The sequence below is a fragment of the Flavimaricola marinus genome (assembly GCF_900184895.1).
GTDB lineage: Bacteria > Pseudomonadota > Alphaproteobacteria > Rhodobacterales > Rhodobacteraceae > Flavimaricola > Flavimaricola marinus.
In genome coordinates this window covers 36,103-53,060 of the sequence record NZ_FXZK01000010.1, presented here as the reverse complement: position 1 = coordinate 53,060, position 16,958 = coordinate 36,103, and the positions used below count along the sequence as shown (strand labels likewise).

Below are 16,958 nucleotides of genomic sequence, written 5' to 3'. Positions count from 1 at the left end.
GGGGCTGGCCTGCCATGGCGCGATTCATTTTCATTACCGGCGGGGTTGTGTCCTCCTTGGGCAAGGGGCTGGCCTCGGCGGCCTTGGGATCGCTGTTGCAGGCGCGCGGATTTTCCGTGCGGTTGCGCAAGCTTGACCCCTACCTCAACGTCGATCCCGGCACGATGAGCCCCTTCGAGCACGGCGAGGTCTTCGTCACCGACGACGGCGCCGAGACCGACCTCGATCTGGGCCATTACGAGCGCTTTACCGGTGTCGCCGCCCGCAAGACCGATTCCGTCTCGTCGGGCCGCATCTATTCCAACGTGTTGGAAAAAGAGCGTCGCGGCGACTATCTGGGCAAGACCATTCAGGTGATCCCCCACGTCACGAACGAGATCAAGGATTTCATCGCCATCGGCGAGGACGAGGTGGATTTCATGCTCTGCGAGATCGGCGGCACCGTCGGCGACATCGAGGGCTTGCCGTTCTTTGAGGCGATCCGCCAGTTCGCCCATGACCGGCCGCGCGGCCAGTGCATCTTTATGCACCTGACGTTGCTGCCCTATCTGGCCGCGTCGGGCGAGTTGAAGACCAAGCCGACGCAGCACTCGGTCAAGGAACTGCGCTCCATCGGGATCGCGCCCGATATCCTCGTCTGCCGCTCCGAACATCCGATCCCGGAGAAGGAGCGCGAGAAGATCGGCCTGTTCTGCAACGTCCGCAAGGATGCCGTCATCGCCGCCTATGACCTGAAGTCGATCTACGAGGCGCCGTTGGCCTATCACAAGCAGGGGCTCGATCAGGCGGTTCTGGATGCCTTTGGCATTTCGCCCGCGCCAAAGCCGAATCTCGACCGCTGGGAAGACGTGATGGACCGCCTGACCAACGCCGAGGGCGAGGTGCGCGTGGCCATCGTGGGCAAATACACCCAGCTCGAGGATGCCTACAAATCCATCGCCGAGGCGCTGACCCATGGCGGCATGGCCAACCGGGTGCGTGTGCGCGTCGAATGGGTCGACGCCGAATTGTTCGACCGCGAAGACCCCGCCCCGCATCTGCAGGGCTATCACGCCATTCTGGTGCCCGGCGGCTTTGGCGAGCGCGGCACCGAGGGCAAGATCAAGGCCGCCCAATTCGCCCGCGAACGCGGCATTCCCTATCTGGGCATCTGTCTGGGCATGCAGATGGCGGTCATCGAGGCCGCCCGCAACGTCGCCGGGATCGCCAGCGCCGGATCCGAGGAATTCGACCACGAGGCCGGGAAAAAGCGTTTCGAGCCGGTGGTTTATCACCTCAAGGAATGGGTGCAGGGCAACTATACCGTCCAGCGTGCCGTGGGCGACGACAAGGGCGGCACCATGCGCCTCGGTGCCTATGACGCGACGCTGGTCGACGGCAGCCACGTGGCCGAGATCTATGGATCGACAGCCATCGAAGAGCGCCATCGTCACCGCTATGAGGTCGACACGAAATACCGCAAGGCGCTCGAGGCCAAGGGTCTGTGCTTTTCCGGCATGTCGCCGGACGGTCGCCTGCCCGAGATCGTCGAGTGGAAGGATCACCCGTGGTTTATCGGGGTCCAGTTCCATCCGGAGCTGAAGTCAAAGCCCTTCGCGCCGCATCCGCTGTTCGCCGATTTCGTGCGCGCCGCGGTCGAGACCTCGCGGCTGGTGTGATCGCCGCCGATCCGGCTGTGGCTGTCTGGATTTGGGCCGGTCCTGTCGGAACCGGTCTGATCGCCGCTGGCGCGCATCGCTCGCCCGGGCCTGCCTGAGCGCGCCGCGTGTCGAGGCCGTCCCGACCTGATCGTGCCGGCAAGTTCGCCGGCCACGTCGCGCCCCTCAGAATTCGAGGCTGAACCGCCGCGTGGCCACGATGCCTGCCGAGAATTGATCCGCGGAGCCTTGCAGCACGATGGGGCTGTTCGCCGCATCCCCCTGCAACCGCTCCCAGCTGATCTGCCCGTTCAGGCCCCACGGCCCGCCCAGATCGTAATTCGCCCCGAGCGCAACCCCGGCCGACAACAGTCCGCCCTGTGCCTCGTAGGTGTCAAAGCCGCTTGCCGCGGCTTCGGCCGGGCTGACCCCGAAATAGGTATCGGCATAGTCGTCCGAACCGAGGAAGAAACGCGGCCCGGCTGTCAGCGTCAGATCATCCGTCGGCCGGACGATCAGGTCCATCCCGACCTCGCCCACAGCCGACTCGTGGCCGCCGATCCCGAAGCGCAGATCTGCAAAGACCTGCCACGCGGGCTGCGCATAGCTGACCCCGCCGCCCAGCTCCAGCGCCGGGTCGATGCTGTCGAGCCCGGCAAGCTCCGGGTAGAGCTCGGCCGACCGTTCGCCGACGAACCGCAGCGAGCCGCCAAACCCGAAACCGGTGGCAATCGCATCCGGGTCTGCCGAGCCGAACTCGGTGCCGTTATACCGAAGGTAGAGGCCAGAGAGGCTCCCCGTCGGGCCGAAAACGACCTCGTCCGAGCCGAAATAGCCGGGCTGGACCAAGGCGCCGGCCCCCAGGGTAAAGGACAATTGATTGCGCCCCGGCGCGACCACGTCGCCCGCACCCGCACTCTCGATCAGCAGAGTCGGTTCGGCCTCCCCCTGAGCGCCCAGAGGCGTGGACAGGATGGCCGCAAGAGTGGCAATGCAGGCGGTGCCGGCAACGAATCGCATATATTTCTTCCCCAGATGAGGCGAGCCTCGACGATCAGGATTAATGGATCCTTACCGCCGCACAACATTCCGGGTGGGCACGCAACATTCTATCGTGGCGGTGATGCCAAATTGCCGATGCCTTGCGGTGTCCCTGCCCAGAGGATAGGCAGCAGTGAATCCAGGAGGGGCGCCCATGCTGTCATATCAGCACATGTATCATGCCGGGAATCTGGCCGACGTCCACAAACACAGCCTGCTGGCGTGGATGCTCTCCTACATGACGGCCAAGCCGAAACCGATGACCTATATCGAGACGCACGCCGGGCGCGGCCTCTACCGGCTCGACGCGGCCGAGGCGGTCAAGACAGGCGAGGCCGCCGCCGGGATCGCCCGCGTCTCCGACTGGTTCGCCGCCGATCATCCCTATGCGGAGGTCCTCGCCCAGACCCGCGCCATCGACGGCCCGACCGCCTATCCCGGATCGCCCATAATCGCCGCCCGGATGCTCCGCGACGGTGACCGCATCCATCTGGCCGAATTGCATCCCCAAGAGGTCGCCGCCCTGCGCGAGGCGGTGCCCGAGGCGCATATCCAGCAGCGCGACGGCGCCGAGATGGCCCTCGCCCTCTGCCCGCCCGATCCGCGCCGGGGCTTTTGCCTGATCGACCCCTCCTACGAGATCAAGGACGACTATACCGCCCTGCCCCGTCTGGTCGCCAAGCTGCATCGCAAATGGCCCGTCGGGGTGATCGCGCTGTGGTATCCGATCCTCGTCGGCACCCCGCATGTCCCGATGCGCCGCACGCTGGAGGCCGCCGTGCCGGACGCCGTCTGTCACGAGGTCCGCTTCCCTCCGGTCCGCGAGGGGCACCGGATGATCGGCTCGGGTCTGTTCGTGGTCAACCCGCCCTACGGCTTTCACGAGCAGGCGCAGGCGCTGACCCGTCAATTCGCCACGCTGACGAAGCAGAACGACACTCGAAATGATTGATTTCCACACGCTCGACGTCTTCACCACCGCGCCCTATGCGGGCAATCCGCTGGCCGTTGTGCTGGGCGCCGATCACCTGAGCACCGCGCAGATGCAGACCATCGCCCGCGAATTCAACCTATCCGAGACGATCTTCGTGCGCCGCCCGGCCGATCCGGCGCATAGCGCCGAAGTGCGGATCTTCTTTCCCACCGCCGAGATCCCCTTTGCCGGTCATCCCACCATCGGTTGCGCGATCCTTCTGGCTCAGATGGCGCAGGGCGACGGCGACTGGGTCCATGACATCAAGCTCGAGGAACAGGCCGGCCTCGTGCCGGTGCGCGTGGTCAAGACCGGCGACAGGACGAGCGCGGAATTCGTGGCCCCGGTCATCCCGCATGCGCATCCCGGACAGGTCAGCAACGGCGACTGCGCGGCGGCTCTGGGCCTGTCGGAGACCGAGATCGGCTTTAGCAACCATGCGCCAGGGGTCTGGGCCGGAGGCCCGGCCTTCCTCTACATCCCCGTGGCGGATGCCGACGCGCTGGCCCGCGCCCGCCCGATGGAGCCCGACTGGTCGGCGCTGATGGCGGCAGGCGGCGTCGATTCGGCCTATCTCTACACGCCCAGCGCCGACGGCGGCTATCAGGCCCGGATGTTCTCGCCCGGCGCCGGCATCCCGGAAGACCCCGCCACGGGATCGGCCAGCGCGATCCTCGCCGCCCAGCTTCTGGCCGCCGGTGAGCTCGGCCCCGGCACCACCGAGATCCCCTTGCGTCAGGGCGTCGAAATGGGCCGGCCCTCCGATATCGGGCTGACGGTCACGCGAAGCTCCGACGGCGCAATCGGAGAGGTCCGGATCAAGGGCGCCGCCGTCCGGATCAGCCACGGCCAGATCAGCCCCCCAAAGGCCTGAGACCTCCACATCTTCATCTTGGCCGGAAAACTCCGGGGGACGCGCGGCACGCGCGGGGGGCAGCGCCCCCTCGGCATCTTCATCCCGTGATGCCCTTTGGGGTTTTCCAGCCAGCGGCTTCGCCCTATATCGGCCGTCATGATAGCTGATTTCCTTTCGCGCCTTCTGGCGCCAGAACCCGCCCCCATGCCCGATCTCGACGCCCGTCTGGCGTTGACGGCCCTTTTGGTCCGGATCGCCAAATCCGACGGCGAATATTCGGTCGAAGAGATCGCCCGGATCGACCGGATCACCGCTGAGCGCTACGGCCTCTCGGTCGTCGATGCCGCCAAGCTGCGCGCCGATGCCGAAGCGATCGAGCACGAGGCGCCCGACACCGTCCGCTTCACCCGCGCGATCAAGGAGGCGGTGCCCTACGAGGACCGGCTCGGCGTGATCGAAGCCCTGTGGCAGGTGGTTCTGGCCGACGGCGTGCGCGACAGCGACGAGGATTCTCTGCTGCGGATGATCGCTCCGATGCTCGGTGTCACCGATCAGGAAAGCGCCCTCGCGCGGCAGCGGGTCGAAGCAGACAAATCGTGATCGCGACCCTGCCGATGTATGACCGCCCCGAGACGCGGGCGGCCTATGACGCCCTGTGGGCGGCGGTCCGTGACGGGCTTCGGCAGCGTGGCCTCGCCGCGCCGGACGCGCTCGACCACGAGGCGCATTTCATGGAAGCCTGGGGCCGCGACGATCTGGTCCTGAGCCAGATTTGCAACCTGCCCTACCGCGCCCGCTACCGGGATCGGGTCACGCTGATCGGCGCGGCCGATTACGGCGTCGACGCTGTTCCGCCGGGCTATTACCGCAGCGTCTGGGTGGTCCGTGCCGACGATCCCGCGACGCGGGTCGAGGACTGCGCCGGCTACCGCCTCGCCTTCAACGATCCGATGTCCCATTCGGGCTGGGGCTCCGCGGTGGCCGACGCCACGGAACGCGGCTTGACGCTGACCCCGCACCTGCAGACCGGGGCGCATCTGGCCAGCATCGCCGCCGTCGCCAGCGGCGCTGCCGATCTGGCGGCGATTGATGCGGTGACATGGGCAATGGCCCGCCGCTGGGACAAGCCGGCCCAAAGCCTGCGCCCCCTTGGCCAGACCATGGGCAGGCCCGGCCAGTCTTTTATCACCGCCAGAGGCCAAGACCCCGCTCCCTATTTCGCGGCGATCAGCGACGCCATCGCGGCGATGCCTGCCGAGCACAAGGACGCCACCGGCCTGCGCGGCATCGTGCGTCTGCCTGTCGCGGCCTATGACCTGCCGCTGCCTCCCGAACCGGCTACCATGACCGCAAACGCGCCCATGTCGGCGTCGGGTTAGCGCAATGTTAAGCCCGCCCGTTGCACTTTAACCAAATCTGGTCCCTAATCGGGCGACCCTATGAGTGAGAACCACGTGGCGACAGCGGCCCCCGTCATCGAGATCAGAGACCTGCACAAATCCTACGGATCGCTGGAGGTTCTGAAAGGCGTCGATATCAGCGCCCCGGCCGGGCATGTGGTGTCGCTCATCGGCTCGTCGGGGTCGGGAAAATCCACGCTGCTGCGCTGCGCCAACCTGTTGGAAGACAGCCAGCGGGGCGAGATCCTGTTCTGCGGAGAGCCCGTGACCTGGCATGGCACCGGCCTCAACCGCCGCCCGTCCGACCGGGCGCAGATCGTGCGCATCCGCACCAATCTGTCGATGGTGTTCCAGCAGTTCAATCTCTGGGCTCACATGACCATCCTGCAAAACGTGATGGAGGCGCCGCTGACCGTGCTCCGCCGCGATCCGGCCGAGGTCGAGGCCGCCGCCCGCGGCTATCTCGACAAGGTCGGGATCGGGGACAAATGCGATGCCTATCCGGCGATGTTGTCAGGCGGCCAGCAGCAGCGCGCCGCCATCGCCCGCGCCCTGTGCATGGAGCCTAAGGCGCTGTTGTTCGACGAACCCACCTCGGCGCTCGACCCCGAGTTGGAGCAGGAGGTCGTCCGCGTGATCAAGTCCCTCGCCCAGGAGGGCCGGACCATGATCATCGTCACCCACGACATGCGGCTGGCCGCCGATGTCAGCGATCACGTGGTGTTCCTGCACCAAGGCCGCATCGAGGAAGAGGGCGCGCCCGACGCCCTGTTCGGCAATCCCCAGACCGACCGCCTGCGCGGATTTCTCTCGGCGACGGTGCCCGGATGACGCCAGCGTCCTGGCTGGCCGCCCTGTGGATCGGCGTGGCGAGCGCCGGACTGACCGGTTCGGCCATGGCCGAGCGGCTTCTCATTGCGGCGGAAACCACCTTTGCCCCCTTTGTGATGCTCGACGACGCAGGAGAGCTGACCGGCTTCGACCGCGTCTTCGGAGACGAGATGTGCGCCCGCGCCGGGCTGACCTGCGACTGGGTGCTGACCGAATTCGATCAGTTGATCCCCGGCGTGGTCGCCGGCCGGTTCGATCTGGCGATGTCGGGCCTCGGCGACAGCCCGGAACGGCGGGCGCTGGTCGATTTCACCGCGATCTACCTGCCCTCGAGCGTACCGTCCGCCTATGTCGGACCGCTCGGCGCGCCGCCCCCCGATGCCGCCCTGATCGGGGTGCAGGCCGGCACCATCCACGAGGCCCACGTGGCCAGCCGCGCCCTGCGCTATCAAAGCTTTGACACTGCGCAGGCCGCCCTTGCCGCGATGGCGGCGGGCCGCGTTAATCTGGTGTTTGGATCGAGCAGCTACTTTGAACAGATACTGCCCCGCACTTATCCGATGTTCCAATTCTTGAGCTTTGACCCGGTTGCCGTCGACGGCACCGCCATCGCAATCGCCAAAGGACGTGACGATCTGCGCAATCAGCTTGACGCTACGATTGCGGCCATGTTGGCTGATGGCACCGTTGCGCAGATGGCTCGTTTTTGGTTCACTGCGCGGAATAACCTTTGACTGACATTCGACAGTCAACGCACGACACACTTTCATCCTCACGGGAGCGACCGATGAAAACTCTGACCCTCACCACCGCCGCCTTGGCATTGACCGCCGGCATGGCCTTTGCCGATGCCCATTCGACCGTCCGCCTCGGCACAGAGGGCGCTTACCCTCCGTTCAACTTCATCAACGACGCCGGCGAGATCGACGGCTTCGAGGCGGATGTCGGCAACGAGCTTTGCGCCCGCGCCGAACTGACCTGTGAGTGGGTCACCAACGAGTGGGACAGCATCATCCCCAACCTCGTGTCGGGCAACTACGACGCGATCATCGCGGGCATGAGCATCACGGCCGAGCGTGACGAAGTCATCGACTTCACGCAGGACTACTTCCCGCCGACCGCCTCGGTCTATGTCGCCCTGTCCGCAGATGCCGATCTGACGGGCGTCGTTGCGGCGCAGACCTCGACCATTCAGGCCGGCTATGTCGCCGAGAGCGGCGCGACCCTGCTCGAATACGCCACGCCCGAGGAAACCGTTGCCGCCGTGCGCAACGGCGAGGCCGACGCGGTGTTTGCCGATTATGATTTCCTTGCGGCCATCGTCGACGCCTCTGGCGGAGAATTGACCTATGCAGGCGAGCCTGTTCCGCTGGGCGGCGGCGTCGGCATGGGCATCCGCGAGAGCGATGCCGAGTTGCGCGACGCGATGGACGCGGCGATCACCTCGATGAAGGAAGACGGCACGCTAAACACGCTGCTCGTCAAGTGGTTTGGCGACGACGTCACCACCTACTAAGGCAGCATGTGAGGGCGGCGCCCGCGTCGCCCTCATGGCCCTCAGATGTTCGCGTATTGCGCTGATCCCTCCACCCTAGACGGCCTGACATGGCTGAGCTGCTACCTGACCACAGGCAAGCACATGGGGTTCTATTACGCCTTTGGCACGGTGCTGCTTTTGCTGGCGATCACCGCCCCGGTGTCTCTTGCCTTCGGCTTTGGCGGCGCGGCAATGGCCCGGTCGCGGATCCTGCCGGTTTCGTGGATCGGCAAGGCCTATATCTCGGTCGTGCGCGGCGTACCGGACATCGTCTTCTTCCTGTTCTTCGTGATCGCGATCGATCAGATTTTCGAGCTGATCCGCCACAAAATCAAATGCCCCGAATGGACCGAACCGATCCGACAGGGCAGCGATTTCATCGTCTGTCAGGCGGCCAAGCTGCCCTTGGGCAATTCGCCGCAATGGGTCCACGAGGTTTACGGCTTTTCCATCGCGGTGCTGACCTTTGCCATCGTGTTCGGAGCCTTTGCCGCCAACATCCTCTTTGGGGCGATGCGTGCCGTGCCCCGCGCCCAGCTTGAAACCGCCGAAGCCTATGGCATGAGCCACCGTCAGGTGTTTCGCCGGGTGCTTGTCCCGCAAATGTGGGTCTATGCCCTGCCCGGCCTGTCGAACCTGTGGATGGTGCTGATCAAGGCGACACCCTTGTTGTTCCTTCTCGGCGTCGAAGACATCGTCTACTGGGCCCGCGAATTGGGCGGCACCAAAACGCCACAGTTCACCGCCTATCCCCACGGCGACTGGCGGATGTGGTATTTCCTGTTCCTGCTGGTGTTCTACCTCTGCCTGACCAAAGTCTCCGAGGTGGTGCTGGAACGGCTGATGCTCCGACTGACCCACGGGCAGGCCACCACCGGCGGCGAATCCCAGAGGAGAGCCGCATGATGGAATGCCTCGACACCATCGGCGACTACGCCCTGCGGTCGCTCGGCTATGGCGAACGGCTGCTCCCGCGGACCGATTTCACCCTGTGCCAGCAGTTCACGCTGATCGGGTCGGGGATGATCTGGAATGTCTATTTCGGCGTTGTCGCCCTGCTCACCGGCTTTGCCTTGGCGACGGCGGTGGCGGTGGGCAAAGCCTCGCGGCATCTGTGGATCCGCAAGCCGGCGGAGTGGTTCGTCTTTATCTTCCGTGGCTCGCCGTTGTTCATCCAGTTCTTCTTTGGCTACTTCCTGTTTCTGAGCCTCAAGCAGGCCTATCCCGCGTGGGGGCCGTTCACCAGTGCATGGCTGGGGGCGGCGCTGGTGCTGTTTCTCAACACCTCCGCCTATTCGGCCGAGATCTTCTATGGCGCCCTGCGGTCGATCCCCAAGGGCGATGTGGAGGCGGCGGATGCCTACGGGCTGACCGGCCTGCCCCGGTTTCGCCGGGTGATCTGGCCCACCATGCTGCGGCTGGCATGGCCGTCCTACACCAACGAGGCGATCTTTCTGTTTCAGGCCACGACGCTGGTGTTCTTTTCCGGCTTTCCGGCCACCCAGCAGAAGGGCGACGCGCTCTATTACGCCAACTATTTCGCGGACAAGACATTCAATCCGTTCATCCCCTATCCGATCCTTGCAGGCTATTTCATCATCTTGACACTTTGCATTATCGGCGTATTCGGATGGATCAACGGCAGGCTCAACAGACACCTGCCGCAAGACAGGCGCGCGCGCCTGAAACTCCGTCCTCAGGTGATAAGATGAGTTGGCTCGACGAGCATCCCGATGTCCGCAACATTCGCTGCGGCACTTCCGATTTGAATGGTCAGGCGCGAGGCAAACGGGTGCCGATCCGCTTTGCCCGCAAGCTCGAAGAAGAAGGCACGCGCTTTCCCTTCTCGATCCTCAATCTCGATATCTGGGGCGAAGACGTCGAGGACAGCCCGCTGGTCTTTGAGGCCGGCGACCCGGACGGGGTCTTGCTGCCGACGGAACGCGGCTATGTCCAGATGCCGTGGCTCCGCACGCCCTCGGCGCTGCTGCCGCTGTGGATGTTTCACGAAGACGGGCGGCCCTTCGAGGGCGATCCCCGCCATGCGCTCGCCGCCGTGGTCGACCGCTACAAGGCGCGGGGCTTGACCCCCGTGGTCGCCACCGAGATGGAATTCTACCTTGTCGACGACAGCGGCGACGGCATCCGCCAGCCGCGCTCGCCACGCTCGGGCAAGCGCCGTCCGGGGGCAGAGATCCTCAGCTTGCGCGCACTGGACGCCTTCGACACGTTCTTTACCGAGCTCTATGACGCCTGCGATCTGATGGACATCCCCGCCGAGGCCGCGATCTCGGAGGTGGGCATGGGCCAGTTCGAGATCAATCTCGAACACGTCCCCGACGCGCTGAAGGCCGCCGACGATGCGTGGCTGTTCAAGATGCTGGTCCGCGGTCTGGCCCGAAACCACGGCATGGCGGCCAGCTTCATGGCCAAGCCCTACGAGGAATACGCGGGCAACGGGCTGCACACCCATTTCAGCGTGATCGACAAGGACGGCAACAACCTGTTCGCCAACGACACGTTCGAAGGCTCGCGCCTGCTGCACAACGCCATTGCGGGCTGCCTCAAGGCGATCCCGGATTGCGCCCTGATCTTTGCTCCGCACGGCAATTCCTATGACCGGCTGGTGCCCGAGAGCCACGCGCCCACGGGCATTTGCTGGGCCTATGACAATCGCACCGCCAGCGTGCGGGTGCCGGGCGGCAGCTTCAAGGCTCGCCGGGTCGAGCACCGGGTCGCGGGTGGCGACGTGAACCCCTATCTGTTCCTGACCGCCGTGCTGGGCGCGGCCCTGATCGGCATCGAGGAGGACATGTCCCCGCCGCCGCCGATCTCGGGCAACGCCTACGAGCAGGATCTGGCGCAGATCCCCGACACATGGGCCGCCGCGATCGACCGCTTCGAGGGCAGCGATATCGCCCGCCGGATCTTTCCCGAATTGCTGGTCGACAACCTTGTGATGACCAAGCGACAGGAGCTGCATTACTTTGCCGAATTGAGCGCAGAGGAGCAGTTGGAACTGTATCTCGATACGGTGTGACCTGCGCCCGGCGTGATCGTCCTGGGGCGTTGCCCCAGACCCCAGGATATTTTCGACCCAAAGAAGTGGCTGGCTTGCCCTGCCGCATCGCCCGGCGTAGCGTGGCGACAAACTCAGATCTTGGTGAACCATGCATATCGGTATCCTTCAGACTGGCACGTCGCCCGACGCGATGCGCCCTGTTCATGGCGACTATTCCGACCTTTTCGAGCGGCTTCTGGCGGGCCGTGGCCTGACCTTTTCGACCTTTGATGTCGAGCACATGCATTTCCCCGAAGGCCCCGAGGCCTGCGAGGGCTGGCTGATCACCGGATCGCGCCATGGTGCCTATGAGGATCATCCCTTCATCGCGCCGCTGGAGGATTTGATCCGCGCCATTTATGCGGCCAACGTGCCGCTGGTGGGCATATGCTTTGGCCATCAGATCATCGCAAAAGCGCTGGGCGGCAAGGTCGAGAAATATGCGGGCGGCTGGGCCGTCGGGCCGCAGCAGTATGATTTCGCGGGCCGCCCGGTGACCTTGAATGCCTGGCATCAGGATCAGGTCACCGTTCTGCCCGAGGGTGCCGAGGTTTGCGGCAGCAACGATTTCTGTGCCAATGCCGCGCTGCTCTATGGCGACCGGGCCTATACCGTGCAGGCCCACCCCGAACATACCCCGGAATTCTTCGTCGATCTGGCCAAGGCCCGGCGCGGCATCGTGCCCGACGCCGTGCTCGACCCGGCCCTCGCCCGGAGGGACACGCCCCTCGACGACATCTATCTGGCCGATCAGATCGCCAGATTCTTCACCGAAAGGACGCTGGCATGAGCTGGACCGACAAGATCCCACAAGCCGCCCGCGCCTATCTGGAGATCAACCGCCTCGACGAGGTGGAATGCGTGATTGCCGATCTGCCCGGCATCGCCCGCGGCAAGGCCGTGCCTGCGACCAAGTGGGAGAAGCAGCAGTTCTTTCACCTGCCCAACTCGATCTTCTTCCAGACCATCACCGGCGATTGGGGCGAGGCCGCCGGCCCGGACGGGTTTCTTGAGCCCGACATGATCCTCAAGCCGGACCTGAGCACCGCGACCGCCGCCCCCTGGGCCGCCGATGGCACCTTGCAGGTGATCCACGATGCCTTTGATCAAAAGGGCCGCCCGGTGGGTTGCGCCCCGCGCAACGTGCTCCGCCGTGTCTGCGATCTCTACAAGGCGCAGGGCTGGACCCCGGTCGTCGCCCCGGAGATGGAGTTCTACCTCGTCGGCCGCAACATCGACCCCGCCAAGGCGATCGAGCCGATGATGGGCCGGACCGGTCGTCTGGCCGCGGGCCGGCAGGCCTATTCGATGAGTGCCGTCGACGACTATGGCCCGGTGATCGACGACATCTACGAATACGCCGAGATACAGGGCATCGAGATCGACGGCATCACTCAGGAAGGCGGCGCGGGCCAGCTCGAGATCAACCTGCGCCACGGCGATCCGGTGAAGCTTGCCGACGAGGTGTTCTTCTTCAAGCGGCTGATCCGCGAGGCCGCGCTCAAGCACGATTGCTTTGCCACCTTCATGGCCAAGCCGATCGAGGGTGAGCCCGGCTCTGCGATGCACGTCCACCATTCGGTTGTCGAGGCCAAGGGGCGCAATCTCTTTACTGGACCGCAGGGCGGCGAGACGGACGCATTCTTCAACTTCATCGGCGGCCTGCAAGAGCATATGCCCAGCGTGATCGCGATGTTCGCTCCCTATGTGAACAGCTACCGGCGTTATGTCCGCGACCATGCCGCCCCGATCAACCTCGAATGGGGGCGTGACAACCGGACCACCGGCATCCGCATCCCGATTTCGGACCCATCAGCCCGACGGATCGAGAACCGGCTCGCCGGGATGGACTGCAACCCCTATCTCTGTATCGCCGCCAGCCTCGCCTGCGGCTATCTCGGCATGATGAACGAGATCCGCCCCGACAAACGCTGGACCGGCGACGCCTATGAAAGCGACGACGAGATCCCGCAGGGCCTCTATGCCGCGCTAGATCTGTTCGACGAGGCCGAAGAGATGCACAGCGTCTTGGGCGAGGAATTCGCCCGCGTCTATTCGATCGTCAAACGGGCGGAATACAACGAATTCCTGCAGGTGATCAGCCCGTGGGAGCGGGAGCACCTGCTGTTGAACGTCTGAGCGCCGGGCGGTGTCTTGGTGGCGCACCTTCCTTTGGCCTGCGATTTGCGCAGGCGGGATGTGCGTGGCCCAAACTGCCATGGCCGACACTGCCTTTGTCGTCCCGGCCCACATCGTTGACGACAGAGCGCCGCTGGCCTTCGTCTCCGACGCGCCCAACCCGGCCCTGCACGGCCACAGCGGGGCGGGCAATCCCGACATCAGGCGGGACTATCAGCGTACCGAAGCGCGGCTGCCGACGATACGGTCCTGCCTGACGGAGGACGGCCATCCAGTGGACGGCTTGGATCTGGCACGCCTTGATTGGCGCAGGCTCGATACCGACGCGGCCTTGGAGGTTTGTTTCTTCCGGGTTCTGAGCCTGATCGGTCCAGATCAGTTCGCGGCCTATTTCGCGGCGCTTTCGTTCGACCTGAGCGGCGGCGTCGAGGTTGAGCAGATGCTGTCTTATGACCCGCCGATCCGTCGCATCGTCACGGCCTATAGCGCGGGCTATACGCGCGAACGCTGGGCTGGCCGAAACGCGCCGGTGCAATGGATCTTCCGGCGGGCGCCCCTTGCGCGCAGCGCCAGTTTGCAAGTCAATGTTGCCGGGGATGAGATTGTGTTGGTCGATTTCACGCTCAACACCCTCTGACCCGGTCATGCCAAGGACGCCACCGAAATGAACCCACTCTATCGCAATGACCGCCCCGGCCAGTATCCACCGTCTTGGTATGCCGCATCGGTCAGCCCGCCGGCGCCCCGGCCAGAGCTGAAGGGTGAGACCCGTGCCGATGTGGCCATCGTGGGGGCAGGCTATACCGGACTGTGGGCCGCTCTGACGCTGGCGCGCAAAGGGATGCGCGTGGTGGTGCTGGAGGCGCACCGCGCCGGGTTCGGGGCCTCGGGTCGCAACGGCGGGCAAGTGCATTCGGGGTTCAACAAGGGTCAGGCGTGGCTGGAGGGCAAGCTGGGCAAGGGCGAGGCGCGGGCGCTCTGGGATCTGTCCGAGGCGGCCAAGGATCAACTCCGCGACTTCTGCGCGGCCCACCCCCAGACGGGCTACAAGCCCGGCGTCGCCCACGGGGAATACAGCGAGGCCGATACCCGCACCGGCGCCCGCGAGGCCGAGCATCTGGCAAAAGCCTATGGCTACGATCAGGTCGAAAGCTTCGACGGGCCGGGCTTTGCCGATCTGGTGAAGAGCCCGCTCTACAAGGGCGGCACGCTGGATCGCGGCGGCGGTCACCTGCACCCGCTGCACTACGCGCTGGCATTGGCCGCCGAGGCCGAGGCGGCGGGGGCGGTCATCCACGAGGGCAGCGAAGTGACCGGCCTGACCCACGGCACGCCCGCGACGGTGCAGACGCCCAAGGGCCGGGTGATTGCGGATCATGTGATCCTCGCGGGCAATGGCTATCTGCCGCATATCGAGCGCAAGGTCGCCTCGACGGTCATGCCGATCAACAGCTTCATCGCGGCGACCGAGCCGCTGCCGGAGCGCTGGCAAGAGGTGCTGGCCGAGGATATCTCGGTGGCCGACAGCAAGTTCGTGGTGAACTACTACCGGTTCTCCGAAGACCGCAGGTTCCTGTTCGGCGGGAGGGAGAGCTATTCCATCGGCTTTCCGTCCGACATCAAAGGGGCGCTGATCCGGCGGATGACGGACTTGTTCCCACAGCTTTCCGACGTCAAGGTCGACTATGTCTGGGGCGGCACCCTGGGGATCACGGTCACCCGCCTGCCCGCCCTGCAACGGATCGCGCCAAACGTCCTGTCGGGGGCCGGGTTCTCCGGACAGGGTGTGGCGCTCTCCGGCATGGCGGGCCGGATCATGGCCGAGGCCGTCGCAGGCCAGGCGGGACAGTTTGACGTGATGGCCAAACTGCCGGTGCCCGCGTTTCCCGGCGGCGCTGCCTTCCGCGCACCGATGCTCACATTGGCAATGACTTGGTTCAGCCTGCGGGACCGTCTGGGTATCTGACCAAGCCACCGGGCTGGCGGAGATCTCGGACGCCTCCGGCGGGGCCGTATTTGCGGCCAAAAGAAGCTTAGGGGTGCGCCCCGCTCCCCTTGTCCTTCTTACAGAGCGGCCTTGTGGGCCGGGGGCGGGGCGGCTTCTTCTGGCAGGGCCATCGGCTCGGCAGCCTGTTCCCTGCCCCGACCTTCGCATCGATTGGTTAATGGAAGATTGCGGACTTCTTTTGGCTCCAAATACGGCCGCCGGAGGCATCCAACCGCTGAGCCCGGCACATCGTCGTAGAATTGTTACGACAGACATGTTAGGAAATGCCAAAATGCACTTTCGGGAAAGCTGAAAACATGAGCCTCGACGTAATGCCGCCGCCCAATGCCTATGATGCCGAACCGATCCCGCAGGCCGCGATGGCCGAGGTGACGCGGATCCTCAACTCTGGCGACTTGTTTCGCTACACCTCCGAGAACTCGCCGGTGTCCCTTTTGGAGGCGGAATTCGCCGCCAAGCTGGGGGCGAAATATGCGCTGGCGGTGTCGTCCTGTTCGGCCGCGTTGTTCCTGTCGCTCAAGGCCTTGGGCCTGCCCCGCGATGCCCGCGTTCTGATCCCGGCGTTTACCTTTGCCGCGGTGCCGTCGTCGATCGTCCATGCAGACTGCGTTCCGGTGCTCTGCGAATGCGCCGATGATTACCGCATCGACATGGCCGATTTCGCCGCGAAATTGCCGACCGTCGAGGCGGTGATCATTAGCCATATGCGCGGCCATACCTCGGATATGGATGCGATCATGGCCCTGTGCGACGCCGCCGGCGTCCCGGTCATCGAGGATGCCGCCCACAGCCTCGGCACCACCTGGGCGGGCCGCAACATCGGCACCATCGGTCGGATCGGCTGTTTTAGCTTTCAATCCTACAAGCTGCTCAATGCCGGTGAGGGCGGCATCATGATCACCGATGATCCCGATCTGATCGCCCGGGCGGTCATCATGTCCGGTGCCTACGAGCACAACTGGAAAAAGCATGCCGTGCTCCACGACGCCTTTGCCAAGTGGCAGAACCAGCTGCCGCTCTACAACATGCGCCTTAACACCTTGTCCGCGGCCCTGATCCGCCCGCAGCTCGACGAGCTCGACCGCCGCGTCCGCGATGGCCGCCGCAACCATGATCACGTGGCCGCCCTGCTGAACGCCTCGCCCTGGATCACCGTCCCTGCCCCGCTGCCCCCGGAGGAGCGCGCCCCGGATTCGATCCAGTTCAATCTGGATGGCCTGAGCGCCGCCCAGACCGAGGCCTTTGTCGCCGCCGCCGCGCGGAATGGCGTGAAGGTGCAGGTCTTTGGGCTGACCACCGACAACGCCCGCGCCTTTTGGAACTGGCAGTTTCTGGGCGAGACCCCCGATCTGCCGCAGACCCGCGCGATGTTGATCAAGGCCTGCGATGTGCGCCTGCCCGCTCGCCTGACCATTGCGGAATGCGACCTGATCGCCGGCGTGCTGACAGAGGCGGTCCGTGGGGTGATGGCCTAG

17 protein-coding genes are annotated in these 16,958 nt (G+C 65.0%); 16 read left to right on the top strand and 1 reads right to left on the bottom strand.

Going from position 1 to position 16,958, the window contains the following annotated elements; all coding sequences use genetic code 11:
* Positions 1–14 precede the first annotated feature (14 nt).
* The gene (gene pyrG / locus LOM8899_RS18245) at positions 15–1,658 is read left to right on the top strand and encodes a CTP synthase (protein WP_093993695.1); all 1,644 of its coding nucleotides are present in this window, start codon (positions 15–17) and stop codon (positions 1,656–1,658) included.
* A gap of 165 nt (positions 1,659–1,823) precedes the next feature.
* On the opposite strand, the gene LOM8899_RS18240 is transcribed toward pyrG, so the two are convergent.
* Positions 1,824–2,657, bottom strand: a complete 834-nt coding sequence (locus tag LOM8899_RS18240; protein ID WP_093993694.1) for a MipA/OmpV family protein — start codon at positions 2,655–2,657, stop codon at positions 1,824–1,826.
* A gap of 175 nt (positions 2,658–2,832) precedes the next feature.
* Between LOM8899_RS18240 and LOM8899_RS18235 the strand changes: the two genes are divergently transcribed.
* The 15 genes from LOM8899_RS18235 (at position 2,833) to LOM8899_RS18165 (ending at position 16,958) form a co-directional block, all read left to right on the top strand.
* Positions 2,833–3,630 (top strand): 23S rRNA (adenine(2030)-N(6))-methyltransferase RlmJ, encoded by a 798-nt coding sequence (locus LOM8899_RS18235; protein WP_093993693.1) that lies wholly within the window; start codon positions 2,833–2,835, stop codon positions 3,628–3,630.
* Positions 3,623–4,525 carry a PhzF family phenazine biosynthesis protein gene (locus LOM8899_RS18230; protein ID WP_093993692.1) on the top strand — a complete coding sequence of 301 codons (903 nt, stop codon included), beginning with the start codon at positions 3,623–3,625 and terminating at the stop codon, positions 4,523–4,525. Before LOM8899_RS18235 ends, LOM8899_RS18230 begins: the two co-directional genes overlap by 8 nt.
* Positions 4,526–4,663: 138 nt before the next feature.
* Positions 4,664–5,107: a tellurite resistance TerB family protein gene (locus LOM8899_RS18225; RefSeq protein WP_093993691.1), complete on the top strand. Its 444-nt coding sequence runs from the start codon at positions 4,664–4,666 to the stop codon at positions 5,105–5,107.
* Complete coding sequence (locus LOM8899_RS18220; RefSeq protein ID WP_093993690.1) at positions 5,104–5,886, top strand: phosphate/phosphite/phosphonate ABC transporter substrate-binding protein; 783 nt, start codon at positions 5,104–5,106, stop codon at positions 5,884–5,886. Before LOM8899_RS18225 ends, LOM8899_RS18220 begins: the two co-directional genes overlap by 4 nt.
* A 60-nt stretch (positions 5,887–5,946) precedes the next feature.
* Positions 5,947–6,738 carry an ABC transporter ATP-binding protein gene (locus tag LOM8899_RS18215; protein ID WP_093993689.1) on the top strand — a complete coding sequence of 264 codons (792 nt, stop codon included), beginning with the start codon at positions 5,947–5,949 and terminating at the stop codon, positions 6,736–6,738.
* Positions 6,735–7,472 (top strand): transporter substrate-binding domain-containing protein, encoded by a 738-nt coding sequence (locus tag LOM8899_RS18210; RefSeq protein ID WP_093993688.1) that lies wholly within the window; start codon positions 6,735–6,737, stop codon positions 7,470–7,472. Before LOM8899_RS18215 ends, LOM8899_RS18210 begins: the two co-directional genes overlap by 4 nt.
* A 53-nt stretch (positions 7,473–7,525) precedes the next feature.
* Positions 7,526–8,254, top strand: a complete 729-nt coding sequence (locus tag LOM8899_RS18205; protein WP_093993687.1) for a transporter substrate-binding domain-containing protein — start codon at positions 7,526–7,528, stop codon at positions 8,252–8,254.
* A gap of 45 nt (positions 8,255–8,299) precedes the next feature.
* Positions 8,300–9,181 carry an ABC transporter permease gene (locus LOM8899_RS18200; RefSeq protein WP_093993686.1) on the top strand — a complete coding sequence of 294 codons (882 nt, stop codon included), beginning with the start codon at positions 8,300–8,302 and terminating at the stop codon, positions 9,179–9,181.
* Positions 9,181–9,987, top strand: a complete 807-nt coding sequence (locus LOM8899_RS18195; RefSeq protein ID WP_093993685.1) for an ABC transporter permease — start codon at positions 9,181–9,183, stop codon at positions 9,985–9,987. Before LOM8899_RS18200 ends, LOM8899_RS18195 begins: the two co-directional genes overlap by 1 nt.
* Entirely contained in the window at positions 9,984–11,315 is a 1,332-nt protein-coding gene (locus LOM8899_RS18190; RefSeq protein ID WP_093993684.1) for a glutamine synthetase family protein, read from the top strand. Before LOM8899_RS18195 ends, LOM8899_RS18190 begins: the two co-directional genes overlap by 4 nt.
* 130 nt (positions 11,316–11,445) lie before the next feature.
* Positions 11,446–12,126 (top strand): type 1 glutamine amidotransferase, encoded by a 681-nt coding sequence (locus tag LOM8899_RS18185; protein WP_093993683.1) that lies wholly within the window; start codon positions 11,446–11,448, stop codon positions 12,124–12,126.
* Entirely contained in the window at positions 12,123–13,475 is a 1,353-nt protein-coding gene (locus LOM8899_RS18180) for a glutamine synthetase family protein (protein WP_093993682.1), read from the top strand. Before LOM8899_RS18185 ends, LOM8899_RS18180 begins: the two co-directional genes overlap by 4 nt.
* A 64-nt stretch (positions 13,476–13,539) precedes the next feature.
* Entirely contained in the window at positions 13,540–14,112 is a 573-nt protein-coding gene (locus LOM8899_RS18175; protein WP_133065067.1) for a hypothetical protein, read from the top strand.
* Positions 14,113–14,139: 27 nt separating this feature from the next.
* The gene (locus LOM8899_RS18170) at positions 14,140–15,441 is read left to right on the top strand and encodes an NAD(P)/FAD-dependent oxidoreductase (RefSeq protein WP_093993680.1); all 1,302 of its coding nucleotides are present in this window, start codon (positions 14,140–14,142) and stop codon (positions 15,439–15,441) included.
* 338 nt (positions 15,442–15,779) lie between these two features.
* Positions 15,780–16,958, top strand: a complete 1,179-nt coding sequence (locus LOM8899_RS18165; protein ID WP_093993679.1) for a DegT/DnrJ/EryC1/StrS family aminotransferase — start codon at positions 15,780–15,782, stop codon at positions 16,956–16,958.

What these genes read in the sequence shown, in the direction of transcription:
- pyrG (WP_093993695.1), top strand. Translation starts at nt 15, where the DNA reads ATGGCGCGATTCATTTTCATTACCGGCGGGGTTGTGTCCTCCTTGGGC.
- LOM8899_RS18240 (WP_093993694.1), bottom strand. Translation starts at nt 2,657, where the DNA reads ATGCGATTCGTTGCCGGCACCGCCTGCATTGCCACTCTTGCGGCCATC.
- LOM8899_RS18235 (WP_093993693.1), top strand. Translation starts at nt 2,833, where the DNA reads ATGCTGTCATATCAGCACATGTATCATGCCGGGAATCTGGCCGACGTC.
- LOM8899_RS18230 (WP_093993692.1), top strand. Translation starts at nt 3,623, where the DNA reads ATGATTGATTTCCACACGCTCGACGTCTTCACCACCGCGCCCTATGCG.
- LOM8899_RS18225 (WP_093993691.1), top strand. Translation starts at nt 4,664, where the DNA reads ATGATAGCTGATTTCCTTTCGCGCCTTCTGGCGCCAGAACCCGCCCCC.
- LOM8899_RS18215 (WP_093993689.1), top strand. Translation starts at nt 5,947, where the DNA reads ATGAGTGAGAACCACGTGGCGACAGCGGCCCCCGTCATCGAGATCAGA.
- LOM8899_RS18210 (WP_093993688.1), top strand. Translation starts at nt 6,735, where the DNA reads ATGACGCCAGCGTCCTGGCTGGCCGCCCTGTGGATCGGCGTGGCGAGC.
- LOM8899_RS18205 (WP_093993687.1), top strand. Translation starts at nt 7,526, where the DNA reads ATGAAAACTCTGACCCTCACCACCGCCGCCTTGGCATTGACCGCCGGC.
- LOM8899_RS18200 (WP_093993686.1), top strand. Translation starts at nt 8,300, where the DNA reads ATGTTCGCGTATTGCGCTGATCCCTCCACCCTAGACGGCCTGACATGG.
- LOM8899_RS18195 (WP_093993685.1), top strand. Translation starts at nt 9,181, where the DNA reads ATGGAATGCCTCGACACCATCGGCGACTACGCCCTGCGGTCGCTCGGC.
- LOM8899_RS18190 (WP_093993684.1), top strand. Translation starts at nt 9,984, where the DNA reads ATGAGTTGGCTCGACGAGCATCCCGATGTCCGCAACATTCGCTGCGGC.
- LOM8899_RS18185 (WP_093993683.1), top strand. Translation starts at nt 11,446, where the DNA reads ATGCATATCGGTATCCTTCAGACTGGCACGTCGCCCGACGCGATGCGC.
- LOM8899_RS18180 (WP_093993682.1), top strand. Translation starts at nt 12,123, where the DNA reads ATGAGCTGGACCGACAAGATCCCACAAGCCGCCCGCGCCTATCTGGAG.
- LOM8899_RS18170 (WP_093993680.1), top strand. Translation starts at nt 14,140, where the DNA reads ATGAACCCACTCTATCGCAATGACCGCCCCGGCCAGTATCCACCGTCT.
- LOM8899_RS18165 (WP_093993679.1), top strand. Translation starts at nt 15,780, where the DNA reads ATGAGCCTCGACGTAATGCCGCCGCCCAATGCCTATGATGCCGAACCG.